A 19501-nucleotide genomic window follows, 5' to 3' on the forward strand; every position below is an offset into this window, starting at 1 on the left:
AGCGCCCTAACCTGCCATCCATCGTTTACACCCGCGCAGGAGTGTCCTCATGTCGCCGTTCGTACAACTGCTGGCCAGCGCCGTAGCCCTGATGATGGCCATGGGCATCGGCCGCTTCGCTCTCACCCCACAACTGCCGCAACTGATCGCCGAAGGCCAGTTCGACCTGACCGCCGCCGGCCTGGTCGCGGCGGCCAACTACCTGGGTTATTTCATTGGCGCGGCAGACGCCATGTTCGCCCGCACCCCCGCCCAGGTCAGGCTGCGCCTGCATGGCGGCCTGTGGCTTTGCGCAGTGCTGACCCTGGCGTCCTGGGCTGCGGACGGGTTCTGGAGCCACCTGCTGCTGCGCTTCGGCACGGGTGTTGCCAGTGCCTGGGTGCTGGTGATGATCACCAGCCTCAGCCAGCAACTGGCCAACGCCAACAACCGTCCGCGCCTGGGCGCCCTGGTGTTCGCCGGGCCCGGCCTGGGCATCGCCGTCACCGGCCTGCTGGCATTGCTCGCTCACTTGCTCGGTATGAGCTCGGCAGCGTTATGGCTGGTGTATGCCGTTGCCGCGCTGGTCATGCTGCTGGCTGTGTACCCCTGGCTGCCTCGCGCTCAGGAACCCGCCGTGGTACCGCGCACGGCGCAGCAAGGGGTGACGCGCAGCGTTGGCATTGGCCGCCTTGGCCTTGTGTATGCCTTGTATGGCGTGGGTTACATCCTGCCGGCCACGTTCCTCTCGCAAATGGCCAACCAACAGTTCCAGGGCAACTGGATGGCCGATCTGTTCTGGCCAGCGTTTGGTGTGGCGGCGGCGATGGGCGTGGTGCTGGTGAGTGTGCGACGCGCCGGCCGCACTTCGGCCTGGCTGAGCGCGACCTTGTGGCTGCAAGGCCTTGGCGTGCTGGCCTGCCTGATGGGCGGTGGCCTTGGCCTCGCCTTGGGCGTAGTGCTCTGCGGTACGCCGTTCCTGGCATGCATGCAGTTGGTGATGCAACGCTCGCGGGAGCTCGCGCCGCATGCGACGCAGCGCAATGCCGGGCTGTTGACTGCGTGCTTTGCGCTGGGGCAATTGAGCGGGCCGTTGCTGGCGGCGTTGAGCAACCATTACAGCGGGAGCTTGCAGCCGGCGCTGGTAATGGCGGCGGCTGGGTTGGGGCTGGCGGGGGTATTGGTTCTTACCGGCACACGCAACAACCAGAACTGCCAAATTGCAGGGCGGGTTGCGTGATTGATCAAGCTTGATCAATACCGGCCCTGTCGCCGGCAAGCCGGCTCCCAAAGATGCCCCACTGCCCTCAGGTTTAGTGGGGTACCTGTGGGAGCCGGCTTGCCGGCGATAGGGCCAGTAACAGCAACCCCTATCCCACAAACCTGCGCAATTGCTGCTTCACCCAAGGCTCGGCACTGACCAGCACCACGCCGAGCAAAACCATTACGGCCCCGAGCACAAAATTCACGCTCAGCGGTTCATCCAGCAAGAGCACGCCAAACGTCACCCCAAATAATGGGGTAATGAAGGAAAACACCGCCAAATTCGAGGCCAAGTACTTACGCAGCAACCAGAACCACGTCAGGTAGCTGACAAACGACACCACAATGCCCTGGAACAGCACGCTGCCGACCGCCAAGGGCGTCCACGAAACCTTGTCGATCTGCCCGCTGAGCAAGGCGATCAGCACTAACCCGACAAAACCTACTGCCAGTTGGTAGAAGAGGGTCAACGTCGCAGGCGCCTCGGACAAGCGCGAACCCCGTACCACCACGGTCGTCGCCCCCCAAGCCAACCCGGCCAGCACACCGAAGGCATCGCCGAGCAGCATGCGCCCGTCCATTTCTTCGAACGACACGCCCCCGGCAAACGCAGTAGCAATTCCGCCGAACGCCAACAGAATGCCCAGCCACTGCAGCAGGCGCAGCCGCTCGCTGGGCAGCATGAAATGTAGCCCAAGTGCCGTGAACACCGGCGCGGTATAGAGGAACACAGACATGTGCGCCGCCGATGTCAGCTTCAGCCCCTCGGCGATGAACAGGAACTCCAGGCCAAACAAACCGCCGGCCAGCAACCCGCCACGCCAGGTACTCCCCACCTGCCCCCAGCCACCGCGCCAGCAGATCATCAAGCCGACCAGCACCGCCGCAAGGCCGTTGCGCAGTGCAGCTTGCATCACCGGCGCAATATCAACCGCCGCAGACTTGATCAGTACCTGTTGGCAACCCCAGATCAGGCACAGCCCCAGCATGACCTGGAAGGCAAAGGCATCGGGATTCTTGCGGGCCGCACTCATGGGCGGCCCTCTTGGGTGATCGATGGCATGGGCAAGGCTCGGCAGTATTCAGGAAAGACCGATTATCGGTTTTTCCGGGCAGGCCTTGCCAGCCTCAATACGACCTCAAGCGATCTGCGCCTTCGCCGACACCTGCTCGAATGTGGTTTCGTCCAGCGCATCCTCCTGCTCATCGAGCACCTGGCGCGGGTGCTCGAAGCCCGGGATGCTGCTGTCGATCAGGCTCAACAGCCGCGACCCGCGCTCGGTGAGCACGAAGTTCTCTCCATTGCCGCCATCCTCTGGCGGCCGGCTCTCGACGAAGCCGCGCTCGAATAGCAGCTTCTCGTACTCGCAGGCACGGGTTTTCAGATGGTCCACATCCCCCACCGGCTGGCCCTCGGCGGCCAGAGCCGCAGCGTGCTGCTCGGCATAGGGGCGTGGTGTGAAGCTGTGACCGGCGCCGTTCTGCACTTCGTGCAGCAAGCGCTCGATCAGGTCCCAGTCGTAGGTAATGCTCATGGCTATGGCCTCTTGCTGTGGACGCATGGGGTACACAGCTTGGGACCGGTCGCGGGTCTGGTGCGTTCCAAAAGATCTCAGCGCTGGCGCTGCTGGGCTTGCATGTACTGGCGCAGCAACTGATTAATCCGCGTCTGATAACCCGCCCCCTGATCCTTGAACCAGGTGAGGACATCAGCGTCCAGGCGAATGGTTACTGCCTGCTTCGCCGGGACACGCAGTTCAGCCTGCTGGAAGAAAGCCTGGTCCAACTCGGGGATATCCGAGGTATCAATATCTTTATCGTCCATTTGAGCCAGGCGGCTCCAATCAGTTTTCGATGCTTTGGTCATAGTGTTTGGCCTCCCATCTGGTGGCTTTACGTGCGGAAATGATGCGGATTACCTCACCCTGCCTCTCCGTGTACACGACTACCCCAAGCAAGGCATTGAGCCATCCCAAGCTTACCCAGCGCTCCTCAGCGTATTGTGCGCTGTCGTCCCGTCGGGTCAACATGGGATGGTTGAACATGTCGGGCACATCAGCGAAATCGATGCCGTGCTTTCGGATATTGGTTTGATTTTTCGTTGCGTCCCACTCAAATATCATGGGGCGCGCTGTATTTACAGATGTACATACGATACCTCCTCTTTCATCGCGAGACTAGGACGAGGTCACTCGCGCATCAATGGGGCCAGGAGGTTAAACGCCAGTTTCGGAAAGGGATTACAGCCAAGATAGAAAAGCCGCACAGATCCATTACAGGCCATAGCCTTCAGATCATTGCTGCTTCGTGAGATAGCCAATAAACAACCGAAACAACTCCGCATTCCCGGCAATCCCCAACCGCTGCCAGATGTTGTGCCGGTGCACCTTGACCGTCCCTTCCGAAATCCCCAGCGCCCGCGAGATCGACTGGCTGCTGTGCCCCTGCAAAATCAGCTTGGCCACATGCCGCTGGGTTTCGGTCAACTGGCCCTGGAGGATATCGACGAAGGCGTCTTCCAACTGGCAGTCCGAGTCCTGCGGGTCGGCCAGGTCTTCGGCATGAGCAAGGTGCAGATGCTGGCTGAAAATGGCATCGATCAGCGGCGTCAGCGCAGCGAGGCGTTGGGTTTCATCGGTTTCGAACGCCCCCTTGTGCAAGCCGCGCATCAAGGAAAACACCAGCGCCGTGCGTGGGCGCACAGGGACGATGAAGCCGATTTCTTCGATCAAGCTGCCGTGGTGCATTGTTGGTGCAAGCGACGTAGAACGGGTCGAGCAAATAGCCCCCGCGCAGATACGCCTTGAGCGTACGCTCGGTCACCCGCTGGTTGTAGCCATCGTGCACCAACAGCGCCGGCTGGTTGAAGCGAAACAGGTAAGCGCAGCTCATGTCGAAATCGACCACGCCCTTGAGCGCAGTGTCGATGGCCGGGCCCAGTGCGTCGCTGCCGATGCTGCGAATCACCGTGGCCAGGCGGTTGGCGTGGTCGCTGTTCATGGCTGCGGCCTGTGCGGGTGGAAAGAGGGGCACGCATGCCGCCCTGCGGCACGCGCCGGACGGCATTGAACGATGCCTGGCCCCGTCAGTGCTGCGGTGCGCTGACCGGCAACAGCCCCGCCTGTTGCTCCTGGCGGCCCAGTTCCTCAGCTTTAGGCACTGCCAGCCAGTAGGCCAGGAGCATGCCCAGCAGGCCGCTGGCAAGTTTGCCGATGATCAGCGGGCCAATGAGCGTGGGCTGGAAGTTGGCCGAATAGGCCAGGTGGTCACCAAAGGTGAAGGCTGCGCACACGGCGAAGGCGATCACCAGCACCTTGTCTTTCGGCGGCATGTCGCCCACCAGGCGGAACATTGCCAGGATGTTCGCCGAAGCAGCGAGCACGCCGGCAGCGCCCACCGGCGACAGGCCAAACCTGGAGGCCACCGTTTCGATCGGCCGCGACAGGAAGCGCTTGATCAGGTAGACCATCGGGAACGCGCCGCACAGCATGATGCCGACGTAACCGGCAATTTCCAGCGCCCGGAACTGGTCGTCCTTGTCAGCGATGATCGGCGCAAAGCCCCAGCCGCCGAACAGCGCAGTGAATGCACCGGTGAAGTACTCGACGATCGACGCCACCAGTACCAGCGTCGCCGCCGCGTACATCAATTGCCCCAGCTTGAGGAACAGGCTCACCATCAGGTTGGGGAAGTACCGCAGGGCCGCCGCCAGCGCCACGCAGAACAGGATCAGCGGCGACAAGTTGCGCAGCAAGGTCGGCAGGGTGAAGTGCAGCGCCTGGGTCGCCGCGCCTGCGGTGGCGATGTCCGGGCGCACGCCAAGGCCCATGGCCTGCATGCCCATGGCAATCAGTACGATGCTGATCGGAATGCTCAGCAAACCGGCCATGATGCCCAGCGCCATGTACTTGTGGTCGGCCTTGTTGAGCATGGCCAGGCCCACCGGGATGACGAAGATCACCGTCGAACCGCACTGAAAACCGGTGATCAGGCCGAGAATCCAGCCTTCAGGGCTGTGCGACAGCGCCTGGGCCAGCTGGTAACCGCCCAGGTCCGAGGCGATGAAGATCGGCCCGGCGATGCCGGCATCGGCGCCCATGGCCAGGAACAGCGGGCCAATGAACTGGCTGATGAAGCTGGAGATGTATGGGATGGCGGCCATGATGCCCGCCACCGGGATGAAGATCGGGCCGATGCTGTGCAGGCCAGCGGTGAATTCTTTGGCCAGTTCTGATTCTGCATTGATGATCGACGCGATGGCGCCGACCACGGCGCAGGCCATGATCACGTAAATGACGTAGGTGCCTATGTTTTCCATCTGCTGCCTCTGTGTTGTTGGAGTTGGCTTGGGGGCAGAATTGAAGGGTGTAGCCTTTTGTTGTTGTAGGGCCGGCAGCACGGTGCCGGCCGGGTGTTACATGGCGGCGTAGGCGTTGTCGACGAACAGGTGCGAGCCACTGACGAAGCTCGACTCGTCGCTGGCGAGGAACAGTGCGGCAGCGGCCACTTCGGCGGGGTCGCAAAGCCGGCCCTGCATGGTCTTGATGGCTTCGTCGGAGGCATCCACACCGTAGCCGCGCAGCAGGTCGAGTTCGCGCCGGCCGTGGGCGGTACCGATGAAGCCCGGGCAAATGGCGTTGCTGCGGATGTGCCGGTCGCGGTATTCCACGGCCAAAGCACGCGCGAACATGTGGCAGGCGCCCTTGGTGGTGCAGTAGAGCACTTCCATCGGCGTGCCCACCACGGCCGAAATCGACGACGTGCAGATCACGCTGCCGCCACCGGCGGCCAGCATGCCCGGCAGCACTGCCTTGGTCACCAGGAACATGCTTTTCACGTTGACGCTCATCAAACGGTCCCAATCGGCTTCGCTGGTCTCCAGAAAGGGCCCGGCAGCGATGATGCCTGCGTGATTCATCAGCACCGTGATCGGCCCGAAGTGCGCCTGGGCCTGGCTGACGGCGCGGTGCACCTGATCGGCCACGGAAACGTCTGCCGCGACGAACAGGGCTTGTCCGCCCGTTGCATTGATGCGCGCCGCTACGGCTTCACCTTGGCTGCTGGGCAAGTCGAGGATCGCCACCTTGGCGCCCTCGGCGGCAAACAGCTCCGACGCTGCCAGGCCACATCCCCCTGCCCCGCCGGTAATCAGTGCCACCTTGCCTTTCAATCGATCCATGGGTCTGCTCCTCGGTTGTTCTGGTTGTGGCTCCAAACTAGAGCCGAGGGCAGTCGGGGTTCATATACCCAGGGGTATAGGCCAGGTGCACAGGGGCTTCCGCCGGTCGTGGAGGCGGAACTTACCGGCATGCAGGCGCCTCCACCGGGCATCCCCACCGCCGGAGGTATAAAGGATGAAACCGCTGCTGCGCATCGCCTGTGCGACCGCCCTGTTCTGCGCCCTGCCCGCCTGGGCCTGCACGCCGGAAGAGGCCACCCAGAAACGTGAAGAACTGGCCGGGCTGGTGAGCCAGCTGACCGAACAGAACCCGCAGAAAGCCAAGGAAATTAACGATGAGCTCCAGGGGATGGAGCTGGGGACGGCGAGCAAGGACTTGCCCGACAAGTGTCAGCTGATCGACAAGCGGATCAAGGAGCTGAAGGAGGCGGAGAAGAAGGCGGATTGATCTATTACATCAAGACCCAATCGCCGGCAAGCCAGCTCCCACAGTGATCGCATCGCCCTTGAGGCTGATGGAGTACCTGTGGGGCCGGCTTGCCGGCGATAGGGCCAGCATTGACTGATTACTCAGCAGCAGGCTTGCGCTTTTTCAGCGGTGCCAGGCCATCGGAGCTGGTCAGCGGTGCATTGGCCTTCGGCTTGGCGGTAGGCTTGCGCTTCACGGCCTTCTTGTCGCCAGTCTTCTTCTCGGTTTTTTTCTTCTTGGTGCCGGCAGCCTTGCCCGACGCCTTGACCTTCTTCGGCCCGTTGTAGGTGCCTTTCACTTCCTTGATCACACGGCGCTCGAACTGCTGCTTGAGGTAGCGTTCGATGCTGGACATCAGGTTCCAGTCATTGTGGGTGATCAACGAGATCGCCAGGCCTTCGCCGCCGGCACGGCCGGTGCGGCCAATGCGGTGTACATACTCGTCGCCGCTGCGCGGCATGTCGAAGTTGATCACCAGGTCCAGGCCGTCGATGTCCAGGCCACGGGCCGCCACGTCGGTGGCTACCAGCACCTTGGAGCTGCCCTGCTTGAAGCGCTCGATGGCCAGCTTGCGGTCCTTCTGGTCCTTTTCACCGTGCAACACGAACGCTTTTACGTCTTTGGCGACCAAGTGGCCGTAGATACGGTCGGCAAGCACGCGGGTGTTGGTGAAGATGATCGCCTTGTCGAATTTTTCGTTGGCCAGCAGCCACTGCACGATCGCCTCTTTGTGCTGGTCGTGGTCAGCGGTGATGACCTGCTGGCGGGTGCCTTCCGCCAGCTGCGAAACACTGTTGAGCATCAGGTGCTCAGGGTCTTTCAGCACTTTGCCGATGATGTCGCGCAGGGCAGCGCCGCCGGTGGTGGCCGAGAACAGCAGGGTTTGCTCGCGGTTCTCACACTCCTTGCACAGGCGCTCCATGTCTTCGGCGAAGCCCATGTCGAGCATGCGGTCGGCTTCGTCGAGGATCATCACCTGCACGTGGGACAGGTCGAGGTTGCCGGCATTGAGCTGCTCGAGCAGGCGGCCCGGGGTGCCGATCAGCACGTCCGGCACCTTGCGCAGCATGGCGGCCTGTTCCTTGAAGTCCTCACCGCCGGTGACCAGGCCCGCCTTGATGTAGGTGAACTGCGAGAACAGCTGCACTTGCTTGAGGGTCTGCTGGGCCAGCTCGCGGGTCGGCAGCAGGATCAGCGCGCGGATCTCGACGCGCGCGCCTTTCAGGTCGACCAGGCGGTTGAGCAGCGGCAGGACGAAGGCCGCGGTCTTGCCGCTGCCGGTCTGCGCGGTCACACGCAGATCACGCCCTTGCAGGGCCAAGGGGATGGCCGCGGCCTGCACCGGTGTTGGCTCGACAAATTTAAGCTCGGCCACGGCTTTAAGCAGGCGTTCATGCAGGGCGAATTGGGAGAACACGGAGGTAACCTCAGGCAAGTGCGGGAAATTCAGTTGCATAGGGTAACGTTTTCTGCAGCCGGAGCCGAATTTCTTTTGGCAACTTTGTCGCCATCCGCGCTCTAATGGCGCTTCGTTTCGCAAGCAAAGACCGTACTCAAGCTCATGGATATGCAAAAACTCTGGCGCGACAGCCTCGACCTGTGGGGCACCCTCGACCAACACCCCATGCTCCACGCCGCCATCGGCCTGGCCGTGCTGCTGCTGGTTTCCCTGGTAATCGGCCGCCTGGCGCGCTTTCTGATCCTGCACGGCACGCGCCTGCTGGCCCGCCAGCCTGCGCTCAAATGGCTCGACGACCTGCGCCACAACAAGGTGTTTCACCGCCTGGCGCAGACCACACCGTCGCTGGTCATCCAGTTCGGGCTGAAACTGGTACCGGAGCTGTCCGATACCGCCCAGCACTTCCTTGGCAATATGGCGCTGGCGTTTACCCTGCTGTTCATGACCCTGGCGCTGTCGTGCCTGCTCGATGGCCTGCTCGACATCTATGCCCGCACCGAACATGCCCGCACCCGCTCGATCAAGGGCTATGTGCAACTGGCGAAGATGATGCTGTGGATTTTCGCCTCCATCGTCATCGTCGCCACCCTGATCGACCGTTCACCCCTGTTGCTGCTGTCAGGCCTGGGTGCGATGTCGGCAGTATTGCTGTTGGTGTACAAGGACACCCTGTTGTCGTTCGTCGCCAGCGTGCAGCTCACCAGTAACGACATGCTGCACGTCGGCGACTGGATCGAAATGCCCCAGGTCGGCGCCGATGGCGATGTGGTCGATATCACCCTGCACACGGTGAAGGTGCAGAACTTCGACAAGACCATTGTCTCGATCCCCACCTGGCGGCTGATGAGCGAGTCGTTCCGCAACTACCGCGGCATGCAGCAATCGGGCGGCCGGCGGATCAAACGCAGCCTGTTCATCGATGCGGCGGGCGTGCGTTTTCTCACCCGAGAAGAAGAACAGCGCCTGAGCGGAGTGCGCCTGCTCGCTGACTACCTGGCCGGCAAGCGCCAGGAGCTCCATGAATGGAACGAAGCCCTGGGGCCGGTGGCAGAGCTGTCGGCCAACCGCCGCCAACTGACCAACATCGGCACCTTCCGCGCTTTTGCCCTGGCCTACCTGAAGAACCACCCCAACGTGCACCAGGGCATGACCTGCATGGTCCGGCAGATGCAGACCGGCGCCGAGGGGGTGCCGCTGGAGATCTACTGCTTCACCACCACGACCGTGTGGGCCGAGTACGAACGGATCCAGGGCGATATCTTCGATTACCTGCTGGCGGTGTTGCCGGAGTTTGGGCTGAGCTTGTATCAGCAGCCGAGCGGCAATGACATGCGCGTGGGGCTGGCGGGGCGCGCTTCGGTAGAGCCAGTGCCGCGTCGCCTGGAAGAAATGAGCGAGGTTTGAGATTGTTGGGGCCGCTTTGCGGCCCTTTCGCGACACAAGGCCGCTCCTACCGGGGATTTGCGTCCGTGGGAGGAGCGGCCTTGTGTCGCGAAAGGGCTGCGCAGCAGCCCCAAATCACCCCGCATAACCCCGTGTGGCCGAGTACGAGCGGATCCATCTGCACGGATTTCGTTGACGCTGGTCGTGATGTCGTCTTTCGTGCCTATTTCAAGGAGTCTTCATCATGCCCAATTCAGCATCATCGAGCAGGGCCTTTGCCAGGGCGCAGAGATAATGGGAAGCCCAGAGCAGCTGGGGTTTATCTTCCATCAGCCCGTCGATGGACAGGTCGCGGGCATAGCCGATCAGTTCTGAGGCTTGTTCACGGGCATTCTGGCAAGGAATGCCGGGCTCGATGCGAAACAGAGGATGGGTCCGGTTTTCACCTTGATAGAAGGTTGTTTTGCCGACGGTGAATTTTGTTTCTTCGATGACCATAGGTTCATCTCCCTGAAGCTGTAGATGCCTGAGCTGGCCCTATCGCCGGCAAGCCGTGCTCCCAAAGAGCCAGCCCCAGACAAATCATGATGCGGATTAATGCAACGTCTGCGGGTCCGCCGGCTTTTGGACTTGAGCCAGCGCTGATTCGAGCAACCTGCGGAGGGTGTCCAGCTCGTGCATCGACGTCATCATCAATACCGAAACGGGTGATTTCGGTTGCATCAACACGGCTTGCTGAGCGACGGCTTCAGCGCATAGCGCGTAGTCCGCTGCCATCAGCAGCGTGTCTTCCAGGGAATGGAGGTTGTAGGGTGGATCGGGGACTATCTTCAGCATGGTGTAACCCTCAATTTGTGATTGGGGACCACCGCCTTTTGCTGTCAAACAAAGGGTGGCAGCTGTGCACGGGTTGACAGACCGGTCAAATTGAGAAACCCGGCGCACCCAAAGGCGCCCCACGCACAGCCACCATTGAAGGCAAAGCTATGGATTGCAATTTGAGTCGGCCTGTCAAAGCCGGTCGTTGAATGGCAACGACCGGCTGAGACTAGTGACCAACCCAGCACACCACAATGGCCGGCAGTATCTTTGGGAAATGCCCTACAAGAAAGGGGCAAAATCTGATTTTTCAGCTGCTGGGCGCAACACCATGTAAGGCGTACAGGCCATGTGTGCTTCAAGATCCGTCCGAGCGGCCTTGTATTGCGAAATAGCTGCGCAGCAGCCCCAAATCACCCCGCATAACCCAGCAGGTACAACAACCCGGTCAAGGTGACTAAAGAAGCCACCGTCGACAACAGTATCGTCCGCGATATCAGCCCCGCTTCCCGGTTGTAATACTCCGCCAGCATGAAGGGCCCGGTCCCCGTCGGCAGCGCCGCCAGCAGTACCGCTGAAGCAGCCCACATGTTCGGCAGGCTGAATACCTTGAACGCCAACACCCAAGTCAGCGCTGGCTGCCCTACCAGCTTCATCGCAACCAGTGGCCATGGGCTGGCCTGAGCGCCGCTGCGTTTCTCTGCCAGAAACGCCCCCAGCGAAATCAATGCACAGGGCGTGGTGGCCAAGGCCAGCATGTCGAGAAAATGCATCACCGGCTCCGCCAACCCCAACCCGGACATTGCCCAAGCGGCCCCAGCCACGGGCGAAATCACCAAGGGGTTCTTCGCCAGCGCCTTGCCCACTACCCACATGGCGCGGCCGATCCGCTTCTCTTCCTGTAGGCCAATTTCGATCAGCGTCAGCGATATCGCGAACACCAGGCAGACCACGATCAACGAAGAAATCAACGCAGGCTGCAGCCCGGGCTGACCGAACAGCAGCAAACACAGCGGGATGCCGATATAGCCGGTGTTGGCATACCCCGCGCTGAGCCCGTCGATGCTGGCCGCGACCAGCCCGTGGCCGCTGAACAGCCGCCAGGCCAGCGTGGCCACGAACATCGCCAGCGCCCCTGCGCCAAAGGCCACGATGAACCCTGGGTGCCATACCTCGCTCCAGGTTGCGGTGGCTGTGACCTTGAACAGCAGGGCCGGCAGGCACAGCCAGACCACCATCTTGTTGATCTCGGCCGCAGCCTTGTCGCCAAGCTTGTTGGTCCGGCGGCAAAGATAACCGACCAGGATCAACGCAAAGATCGGCGCGACGATGACCAGGATGGTGTGCATGTCAGGCCCTGCGCACCAGCGGTGCATCCGTGCGGCTGCCCAGGCGGCTCAGCCACACGGAGGCCAGGATGATCGCGCCACCGATGAGCAAGCGCCCCAATGGCTCGTGCTGGTTCCAGATCAGCAGGTTGAGCAGCAGCCCCACCGGCACGTGCAGGTTGTTCATCACCGCCAGCGTAGCGCCGGACACCATGCAGGCCCCCTTGTTCCACCAGTACAAGCCCAGCGCTGTCGGGCACAGCCCGAGGAACAGCAGCACCAGCCATTGCACGTCGGTGCTCGGCAAATGCTGGGTGTTGCCAAACAGCAGGAAAGCCGGCAGCACGACGATCAACGCCCCCAGGTAGAAGTAGCCGAAACGCTTGTAATGCGGCAGGTCGCTGGGGTGGCGGGCAACCAGATGGCGGTACAGCACCTGGCCGGCAGCGTAGGTGAAGTTGGCCAACTGCAGCAGCAAAAAGCCGATGAAGAAGTCGCCACTGATGCTGTCGAAGCGGATCACCGCCGCCCCTGCGACCGCGACCAAGGCAGCGAGCAAGGCCCATGGGTTGAAGCGGCGGTTCAGCGCATCCTCGATCAGGGTCACGTGCAGTGGCGTGAGGATCGTGAACAGCAGCACCTCAGGTACGGTCAGCACGCGGAAACTCAGGTACAGGCAGACATAGGTGATGCCGTACTGCAGCGCACCGATCAGCAGCATCGAGCGCATGAAGCGCGGCTCGACCTGGCGCCAGCGGGTCAGCGGCAGGAAAACCAGGCCCGCCAGCACCACGCGTGCGAGCACGGCAAAGTAGCTGTCGACGTGCCCGGCCAGGTACTCGCCGATCAGGCTGAAGGAAAACGCCTGGATCAGCGCGACGATTATCAGGTAGCCCATGGTTGCCTCTCGTAAATCAAGGCCGCGACCTTAGCGGGTTGCGACCGATGTGTTCAACCATGCGCAATGTGGGGGCTGCGCATTTCATGGGCGTGAGTGATTCACACACAAAAAAAACCCGGCCATCGAGGCCGGGCAGGTACACCCAAAGGAGCAAACAAGGTGTCAGGGTTGGGAATTGGTTGACGCTCAGGCCACCGCAGCCAGCTTGGCCTTGGCCTGGTTGATGCCTTTCTCGTGGAAGTCACCGCTCATGTTCAGGCCTTCGGCATGGATGAAGTTCACATCGTGAATGCCGATGAATGCCATCACCTGGCGCAGGTACGGCTCCTGATGGTCGCTGGTGGCGCCGGCGTGGATGCCGCCACGGGCAGTCAGGACAATGGCGCGCTTGCCGGTCAGCAGGCCTTGCGGGCCGGTCGGGGTGTACTTGAAGGTGATGCCGGCACGCAGTACGTGGTCAAGCCAGGCCTTGAGCGTGCTGGGGATGGTGAAGTTGTACATCGGTGCAGCCATCACCAGCACGTCGGCCGCCAGCAGCTCATCGGTCAGCTCGTTGGAACGGGCCAGGGCCTCCAGTTCAGCGGCATTGCGCTGCTCTTCAGGCTTCATCCAGCCACCGAGCAGGTTGGCGTCCAGGTGCGGCACCGGGGTCACCGCCAGATCGCGAACGGTGATCTCGTCGGCCGGGTGCGCTGCTTGCCAGTATTCGATGAAGTCACGGGTCAGTTGACGGGAAACGGAATCCTGCTGGCGGGCGCTGCTTTCGACGATCAGTACGCGGGACATGGGTGCCTCCATCGGCAAAATGGGTTGCGATTCGATGGAGGTGAGATTAAGGCTTGACCTATCGATAAAAAAGCGTAAAAAGTGGGTGTAATCTATCGATTAATCAGTTTTATTCCGCTTTGCAGTTCACTGCGATGCGCAGCTTGATGATCTGCCGATTGAACTTGGCCGTGACGTCCACACTTTTGCCCGCCGGTACATTCACCCGGCGTACCCGTGGCGCTTCCGGCCCGTTGCGGAACGTCACCTTGCAGGCCGCCGGCACTTGCCCATAGTTGTTCAGGGTGATGGCTCCGATGTCGTACGCGGTGTCGTAGGCGGTGTAGTCCAGCTTGACTCCGGCCAGTTCCTTCTCCACGTCGATGGGGTAAGCCATGGCCCCAAGGGGCAGGCACATCAGTATTGCCGCACAACATTTCTTCATGGGGCGCTCTCCTTGAAAGAGCGCAGCTTAGGTCAACAGGAGCCAAAGATGAAAGCGCCGCGCGTAACCCTGGATCAGTGGCGAACCTTGCAGGCAGTGGTCGATCACGGTGGGTTTGCCCAGGCAGCCGAAGCCCTGCACCGCTCGCAGTCATCGGTCAGTTACACGGTGGCGCGCATGCAAGAGCAGCTCGGCGTGCCACTGCTGCGCATCGATGGCCGCAAAGCCGTGCTGACCGAGGCGGGCAACGTGCTGCTGCGCCGCTCACGGCACCTGGTCAAGCAGGCCAGCCAGCTTGAAGACCTGGCTCACCACATGGAGCAAGGCTGGGAAGCCGAGGTACGTGTAGTGGTCGATGCCGCCTACCCCAGTGCCCGCCTGGTACGTGCCCTGGCCGCGTTCATGCCGCAGAGCCGCGGTTGCCGGGTGCGCCTGCGCGAGGAAGTGCTGTCCGGCGTCGAGGAGGTGATGCATGAAGGTATCGCCGACCTTGCCATCAGCAGCTACAGCATTGGCGGCTATCTGGGCACCGAGCTCAGTGCCGTGGAGTTCGTGGCTGTCGCCCACCCCGAGCACAGCCTGCACCGCCTGGGCCGGGAGATCACGTTCCAGGACCTGGAAAGCCAGTTGCAAGTGGTGATCCGCGACTCCGGCCGCGCCCAACCCCGCGATGTCGGCTGGCTCGGCGCCGAACAGCGCTGGACCGTCGGCAGCCTGGGTACCGCCACGACCTTCGTCAGCAGCGGGCTGGGCTTTGCCTGGCTGCCGCGGCACATGATCGATCGCGAACTGCGCGAAGGCGTGCTCAAGCCGCTGCCACTGGACCAGGGTGGCAGCCGTCATCCACTGTTCTACCTTTATTCGAGCAAAGAGAAGACCTTGGGCCCGGCCACGCAGATTCTCATCGACCTGCTGCGCAATTTCGACACCGCGCCACTGGACGTGCCCTTCGCAGCCCCCCCGCAAGCCTGAGAGAACCGCGCCCATGGCCTATTTCGAACATGAAGGATGCTCGCTGCATTATCAGGAATACGGCCAGGGTGAACCCCTGGTACTGCTGCACGGCCTGGGCTCCAGCAGCCAGGACTGGGAGCTGCAGGTACCCGCGCTCAGCCGCCATTACCGGGTGATCCTCATGGACATCCGGGGCCACGGCCGCTCCGACAAGCCCAATGATGGCTACCAGATCGCCACATTCAGCGAAGACCTGCTGGCCCTGCTCGAACACCTGCAGACCGGCCCGGTGCACTTCGTGGGGCTGTCGATGGGCGCCATGGTCGGGTTTCAATTCGCCGTCGACCATCCGCAGTGGCTGCGCAGCCTGTGCATCGTCAACAGCGCCCCCGAGGTCAAGCGCCGTACGCGCAACGACTGGGTCTGGTGGGCCAAGCGCTGGGGCCTGGCGCGCATCCTCAGTGTCGAGACGGTCGGCAAGGGCCTGGCCCAGCGCCTGTTCCCCAAACCGGAGCAAGCCGACTTGCGCCAGAAGATGGCGCAACGCTGGGCGCGCAACGACAAACGCGCCTACCTCAGGAGTTTTGACGCCATCGTGGACTGGGGCGTGCAGGAACGCATCGGCCAGATACACTGCCCCACGCTGGTGGTCGCTGCCGACCACGATTACACCCCGGTACAACTCAAAGAGCGCTACGTTGCCCTGATGCCGCAGGCAAGGCTGGTAGTCATCGATGATTCCCGGCACGCTACACCCCTCGATCAACCCGAAGTCTTCAACCAGACTTTGCTGCAGTTCCTCGCAGCCGCTTCCACCTCTCAAGGATCTTTGAGCCCATGCTGAAAAAACTTCTGCTCACCGCCTGCTCGGTCGCCTTTGCCACCACCGTCATGGCCTCCGACAAGACCCCTCACGTAGTGCTCGACACCAGCTTCGGCCAGGTCGAAATCGAGCTCGATGCCGAGAAGGCGCCGGTCAGTACCAAGAACTTCCTCGAATACGTCGACAGCGGTTTCTACAACAACACCATTTTTCACCGTGTGATCCCGGGCTTCATGGTCCAGGGCGGTGGGTTCACCGAGCAGATGGTGCAAAAGCCGACGCGTGACCCGATCCGCAACGAAGCCGGCAACGGTCTGCAGAACACCCGCGGCACCCTGTCGATGGCACGCACCTCCGACCCGAACTCGGCCACCAGCCAGTTCTTCATCAACGTGGCCGACAACGACTTCCTGAACCCGGGCCGTGACCGTGGCTATGCAGTGTTCGGCAAAGTGACCAAGGGCATGGAGGTGGTCGACCAGATCGTCAACTCGCGCACTACCGTCAAGAAAGGCATGCGCGATGTGCCGGCCGATCCGGTGTTCATCAAGTCCGCCAAACGCATCGACTGACTGCAGGCTTCACAAGGACGTGAAACCGCCTGAGGGTCGGGTTGAACAGGAGTGTTGTCACCCATGCTGTACCGCCGTTTCGAGCAACTGATCGACATCTTCCGCGACGCGCCCAGCGAGTCGCCGCCCACCCAGGTGTGGCCCTTCTACCTCTATTACCTGCGCCAGGTGTGGCCGAGTTTTCTCGCCCTGCTGGTGGTCGGCCTGGTTGCCTCGCTGATCGAGGTGGCGATGTTCAGCTACCTGAGCCGCATCATCGACCTGGCCCAGGGCACGCCCAATGCCAACTTCTTCAGCGAGCACAGCGGCGAGCTGATCTGGATGCTGGTGGTGGTCCTGCTGCTGCGGCCGATCTTCTTTGGCCTGCATGACCTGCTGGTGCACCAGACCATCAACCCGGGCATGACCAGCCTGATCCGCTGGCAAAACCACACCTATGTGCTCAAGCAGAGCCTCAACTTCTTCCAGAGCGATTTTGCCGGGCGTATCGCCCAGCGCATCATGCAGACTGGCAACTCGCTGCGCGACTCGGCCGTGCAGGCGGTGGATGCGTTGTGGCACGTGCTGATCTATGCGATCACCTCGCTGGTGCTGTTCGCCGAGGCCGACTGGCGCCTGATGCTGCCGTTACTGGTCTGGATTGCCAGCTATGTCGCCGCGCTGTTCTACTTCGTGCCACGGGTCAAGGAGCGCTCGGTGATCTCCTCCGACGCCCGCTCCAGGCTGATGGGGCGCATCGTCGACGGCTACACCAACATCGCCACCCTCAAGCTGTTCGCCCACACCGACCACGAGCAGCAGTACGCCCGCGAAGCGATCCGAGAGCAGACCGAAAAGACCCAGCTGGCGTCGCGGGTGATCACCAGCATGGACGTGGTCATCACCAGCCTCAACGGCTTGCTGGTAGTCGCCACCACCGGCCTGGCCCTGTGGCTGTGGAGCCAGTCGCTGATCACCGTCGGCGCCATCGCCCTGGCCACCGGGCTGGTGATCCGTATCGTCAACATGTCGGGCTGGATCATGTGGGTGGTCAACGGCATCTTCGAGAACATCGGCATGGTGCAGGACGGCCTGCAGACCATCGCCCAGCCGGTCACCGTCACCGACAAGCCCAAGGCAGCGCCGCTGAAAGTGACCCGTGGCGCGGTGCGTTTCGATAACGTCGACTTCCACTACGGCAAGGCCCGCAACGTCATCGACGGGCTGAACCTGGACATCCGCCCGGGCGAAAAGATCGGCCTGATCGGCCCCTCCGGCGCCGGCAAGTCGACCCTGGTCAACCTGCTGCTGCGCCTTTACGACGTGCAGGGCGGGCGTATCCTGATCGACGGGCAGGACATCGCCGAGGTGAGCCAGGCCAGCCTGCGGGCGCAGATCGGCATGATCACCCAGGACACCTCACTGCTGCATCGCTCGATCCGCGACAACCTGTTGTACGGCCGCCCGGATGCCAGCGAGCAAGCGCTGCACGAGGCGGTGCGCCGGGCCCGTGCCGACGAATTCATTCCACAGTTGTCGGATGCCCAGGGCCGCACGGGCTTCGACGCGCATGTGGGCGAGCGCGGGGTCAAGCTGTCCGGTGGCCAGCGCCAGCGCATCGCTATAGCCCGGGTGCTGCTCAAGAACGCGCCCATCCTGATCATGGACGAGGCCACGTCAGCACTGGACTCGGAGGTCGAAGCGGCGATCCAGGAAAGCCTGGAAACCCTCATGCAAGGCAAGACGGTGATCGCCATCGCCCACCGCCTCTCGACCATTGCGCGGATGGACCGCCTGGTGGTGCTGGACAAGGGGCATATCGTCGAAAGTGGCAGCCACAGTGAACTGCTGGCGCAACAAGGCTTGTATGCCAGGCTGTGGCATCACCAGACGGGCGGGTTCGTCGGGGTGGATTGAGGCCTGTCGGGTTTCAATCCCGGCGGTAAGGCAACATCCCCCGTGCCTCTTCGGCATAGCCCATAACCCCTGCCCGCTCCTGCTGCAGGAAATCGTCCACCGCCCGGCGCAGGCCTGGGTGAAGCAGATAATGCCAGGAGCGGGTCAGCACCGGCTCGAAGCCACGAATCAGCTTGTGCTCGCCCTGCGCGCCGGCATCGAAGCGCTGCAAGCCTTCGGCAATCGCAAAGTCCATGCCCTGGTAGAAACAGGTCTCGAAGTGCAGCCGGTCGAACTCATCCAGGCAGCCCCAGTACCTCCCAAACAGGCTGTCGCCACCCACCAGGCTCAGGGCCATGGCAACATCGCGACCGCCCTGACGCGCCATCACGACCCTTAGGGCCTCGGGCATGCGCTGCGCCAGCAAGCTGAAAAATTCACGGGTCAGATAGGGCGTACGCCTGCGCACTGCGTAGGTATTGGCGTAGCAGAGGTAGACGAAATCCCACTGAGCCTCCTCAAGTTCATCGCCACGGTACCAACGAAAGTCGATGCCCTGCCCTGCAACCTGCTCACGTTCCTTGCGCATCTGTTTGCGCTTGCGCGAACTCAAGCTGTCGAGAAAGTCCTGAAAGTCGCGGTAGCCATGGTTGCGCCAATGGAACTGACATCCCAGGCGCTCCATCCAGCCCGGCAGGCCGGCCATCTGAGCATCCAGGCCAGGGTCGGTGAAGTTGATGTGAGCCCCGGATAGCCCGCCTTTGCCCAGATACTCAGGCAATGCCTGGAGCATGAGCAGGCCATCGGCCGGGTCAACGCTGAGCAGGCGCGGCCCGCTGACCGGGCTGAACGGCACGGCGCCGAGCAGTTTGGGGTAATAGGCAATACCAGCACGCTCACAGGCGTCGGCCCAGCCATGATCGAACACGTACTCGCCGTACGAATGCCACTTGCGGTACGCCGGCAACAGCGCGCGCACTTGCCCGTCACGCTCCAGCACCAGGTGTTCCGCCGCCCAGCCGGTGGCTGGCGCGACACTGCCGCTGTCCTCCAGGGCGCTCAGGAACGCATGGCGCAGGAAGGGTTGGCCGGCAGGTACCAGGGCGTCCCAGGTCGCGGCAGGCAGGTCACGCAGATGGGCAAGGCTGTAGAGGCTGGTCACGATGTCGACTCGCGGAGTGAGGGCATCAGTATCAGGGAATACCGGCCTCTCACTCAAATGCCGAATGCCGAATGCCGGCCCAATCCTTTCATTCTCAATTACTTAACGGCAGTGCCACCAAATAG

At 62.2% G+C, this 19501-nt stretch carries 21 protein-coding genes and 1 pseudogene; 7 read left to right on the forward strand and 15 right to left on the reverse strand.

Annotated features, from left to right (window positions below; all coding sequences use genetic code 11):
- Positions 1 to 49: 49 nt before the first annotated feature.
- Positions 50 to 1219 carry an MFS transporter gene (locus EGJ09_RS18535; protein WP_125924525.1) on the forward strand — a complete coding sequence of 390 codons (1170 nt, stop codon included), beginning with the start codon at positions 50 to 52 and terminating at the stop codon, positions 1217 to 1219.
- Between the two features lie 130 nt (positions 1220 to 1349).
- Here EGJ09_RS18535 and EGJ09_RS18540 read toward each other — a convergent pair whose 3' ends face one another.
- The 7 genes and pseudogenes from EGJ09_RS18540 to EGJ09_RS18570 form a co-directional block, all read right to left on the reverse strand.
- A complete protein-coding gene (locus tag EGJ09_RS18540; RefSeq protein WP_125924526.1) occupies positions 1350 to 2276 on the reverse strand; it encodes a DMT family transporter in 927 nt (308 codons plus the stop codon).
- 105 nt (positions 2277 to 2381) lie between these two features.
- Positions 2382 to 2777: a transcriptional regulator gene (locus EGJ09_RS18545; protein WP_125924527.1), complete on the reverse strand. Its 396-nt coding sequence runs from the start codon at positions 2775 to 2777 to the stop codon at positions 2382 to 2384.
- Between the two features lie 77 nt (positions 2778 to 2854).
- Positions 2855 to 3109, reverse strand: a complete 255-nt coding sequence (locus tag EGJ09_RS18550; protein ID WP_012315648.1) for a BrnA antitoxin family protein — start codon at positions 3107 to 3109, stop codon at positions 2855 to 2857.
- The gene (locus EGJ09_RS18555) at positions 3087 to 3365 is read right to left on the reverse strand and encodes a BrnT family toxin (protein ID WP_046788068.1); all 279 of its coding nucleotides are present in this window, start codon (positions 3363 to 3365) and stop codon (positions 3087 to 3089) included. Before EGJ09_RS18555 ends, EGJ09_RS18550 begins: the two co-directional genes overlap by 23 nt.
- Positions 3366 to 3536: 171 nt before the next feature.
- Positions 3537 to 4242, reverse strand: a pseudogene (locus EGJ09_RS27050) (LuxR C-terminal-related transcriptional regulator).
- Between the two features lie 85 nt (positions 4243 to 4327).
- Positions 4328 to 5560 carry an ethanolamine utilization protein EutH gene (eutH, locus tag EGJ09_RS18565; protein WP_125924528.1) on the reverse strand — a complete coding sequence of 411 codons (1233 nt, stop codon included), beginning with the start codon at positions 5558 to 5560 and terminating at the stop codon, positions 4328 to 4330.
- Between the two features lie 96 nt (positions 5561 to 5656).
- Entirely contained in the window at positions 5657 to 6421 is a 765-nt protein-coding gene (locus EGJ09_RS18570; RefSeq protein WP_125924529.1) for an SDR family NAD(P)-dependent oxidoreductase, read from the reverse strand.
- A gap of 175 nt (positions 6422 to 6596) precedes the next feature.
- On the opposite strand from EGJ09_RS18570, the gene EGJ09_RS18575 reads away from it, so the two are divergent.
- On the forward strand, positions 6597 to 6869 hold the full coding sequence (locus EGJ09_RS18575) for a hypothetical protein (RefSeq protein WP_046788065.1): 273 nt from the start codon (positions 6597 to 6599) through the stop codon (positions 6867 to 6869).
- A gap of 118 nt (positions 6870 to 6987) precedes the next feature.
- Here the strand turns inward: EGJ09_RS18575 and EGJ09_RS18580 are convergent, their stop codons facing one another.
- Positions 6988 to 8346, reverse strand: coding sequence for a DEAD/DEAH box helicase (locus tag EGJ09_RS18580; protein ID WP_012315652.1), 1359 nt, complete (start codon positions 8344 to 8346; stop codon positions 6988 to 6990).
- Between the two features lie 105 nt (positions 8347 to 8451).
- On the opposite strand from EGJ09_RS18580, the gene EGJ09_RS18585 reads away from it, so the two are divergent.
- Positions 8452 to 9753: a mechanosensitive ion channel family protein gene (locus EGJ09_RS18585; RefSeq protein WP_125924530.1), complete on the forward strand. Its 1302-nt coding sequence runs from the start codon at positions 8452 to 8454 to the stop codon at positions 9751 to 9753.
- A gap of 207 nt (positions 9754 to 9960) precedes the next feature.
- Here EGJ09_RS18585 and EGJ09_RS18590 read toward each other — a convergent pair whose 3' ends face one another.
- The 6 genes from EGJ09_RS18590 to EGJ09_RS18615 all read right to left on the reverse strand — a co-directional run bounded on the left by EGJ09_RS18590 (position 9961) and on the right by EGJ09_RS18615 (position 13990).
- A complete protein-coding gene (locus EGJ09_RS18590; protein ID WP_046788063.1) occupies positions 9961 to 10230 on the reverse strand; it encodes a DUF3077 domain-containing protein in 270 nt (89 codons plus the stop codon).
- Positions 10231 to 10326: 96 nt separating this feature from the next.
- On the reverse strand, positions 10327 to 10569 hold the full coding sequence (locus tag EGJ09_RS18595) for a hypothetical protein (RefSeq protein ID WP_046788062.1): 243 nt from the start codon (positions 10567 to 10569) through the stop codon (positions 10327 to 10329).
- Between the two features lie 395 nt (positions 10570 to 10964).
- Positions 10965 to 11900 carry an AEC family transporter gene (locus EGJ09_RS18600; protein ID WP_046788061.1) on the reverse strand — a complete coding sequence of 312 codons (936 nt, stop codon included), beginning with the start codon at positions 11898 to 11900 and terminating at the stop codon, positions 10965 to 10967.
- A 1-nt stretch (position 11901) separates the two neighbouring features.
- Complete coding sequence (locus EGJ09_RS18605) at positions 11902 to 12777, reverse strand: carboxylate/amino acid/amine transporter (RefSeq protein WP_039603958.1); 876 nt, start codon at positions 12775 to 12777, stop codon at positions 11902 to 11904.
- A 189-nt stretch (positions 12778 to 12966) separates the two neighbouring features.
- Complete coding sequence (locus EGJ09_RS18610) at positions 12967 to 13566, reverse strand: FMN-dependent NADH-azoreductase (RefSeq protein ID WP_125924531.1); 600 nt, start codon at positions 13564 to 13566, stop codon at positions 12967 to 12969.
- Positions 13567 to 13675: 109 nt separating this feature from the next.
- Entirely contained in the window at positions 13676 to 13990 is a 315-nt protein-coding gene (locus tag EGJ09_RS18615; RefSeq protein ID WP_012315657.1) for a hypothetical protein, read from the reverse strand.
- Positions 13991 to 14038: 48 nt separating this feature from the next.
- Between EGJ09_RS18615 and EGJ09_RS18620 the strand changes: the two genes are divergently transcribed.
- The 4 genes from EGJ09_RS18620 (at position 14039) to EGJ09_RS18635 (ending at position 18235) form a co-directional block, all read left to right on the forward strand.
- Entirely contained in the window at positions 14039 to 14962 is a 924-nt protein-coding gene (locus EGJ09_RS18620; protein WP_012315658.1) for a LysR family transcriptional regulator, read from the forward strand.
- Between the two features lie 13 nt (positions 14963 to 14975).
- A complete protein-coding gene (locus EGJ09_RS18625; RefSeq protein WP_119687595.1) occupies positions 14976 to 15788 on the forward strand; it encodes an alpha/beta fold hydrolase in 813 nt (270 codons plus the stop codon).
- A complete protein-coding gene (locus EGJ09_RS18630; protein ID WP_046788057.1) occupies positions 15782 to 16339 on the forward strand; it encodes a peptidylprolyl isomerase in 558 nt (185 codons plus the stop codon). Before EGJ09_RS18625 ends, EGJ09_RS18630 begins: the two co-directional genes overlap by 7 nt.
- A gap of 63 nt (positions 16340 to 16402) precedes the next feature.
- A complete protein-coding gene (locus EGJ09_RS18635) occupies positions 16403 to 18235 on the forward strand; it encodes an ABC transporter ATP-binding protein (protein WP_115274127.1) in 1833 nt (610 codons plus the stop codon).
- A 13-nt stretch (positions 18236 to 18248) separates the two neighbouring features.
- On the opposite strand, the gene EGJ09_RS18640 is transcribed toward EGJ09_RS18635, so the two are convergent.
- Positions 18249 to 19376, reverse strand: a complete 1128-nt coding sequence (locus tag EGJ09_RS18640; protein ID WP_046788090.1) for a GNAT family N-acetyltransferase — start codon at positions 19374 to 19376, stop codon at positions 18249 to 18251.
- Positions 19377 to 19501: the final 125 nt, after the last annotated feature.

The organism is Pseudomonas sp. p106 (genome assembly GCF_003936645.1).
Lineage (GTDB): Bacteria > Pseudomonadota > Gammaproteobacteria > Pseudomonadales > Pseudomonadaceae > Aquipseudomonas > Aquipseudomonas putida_E.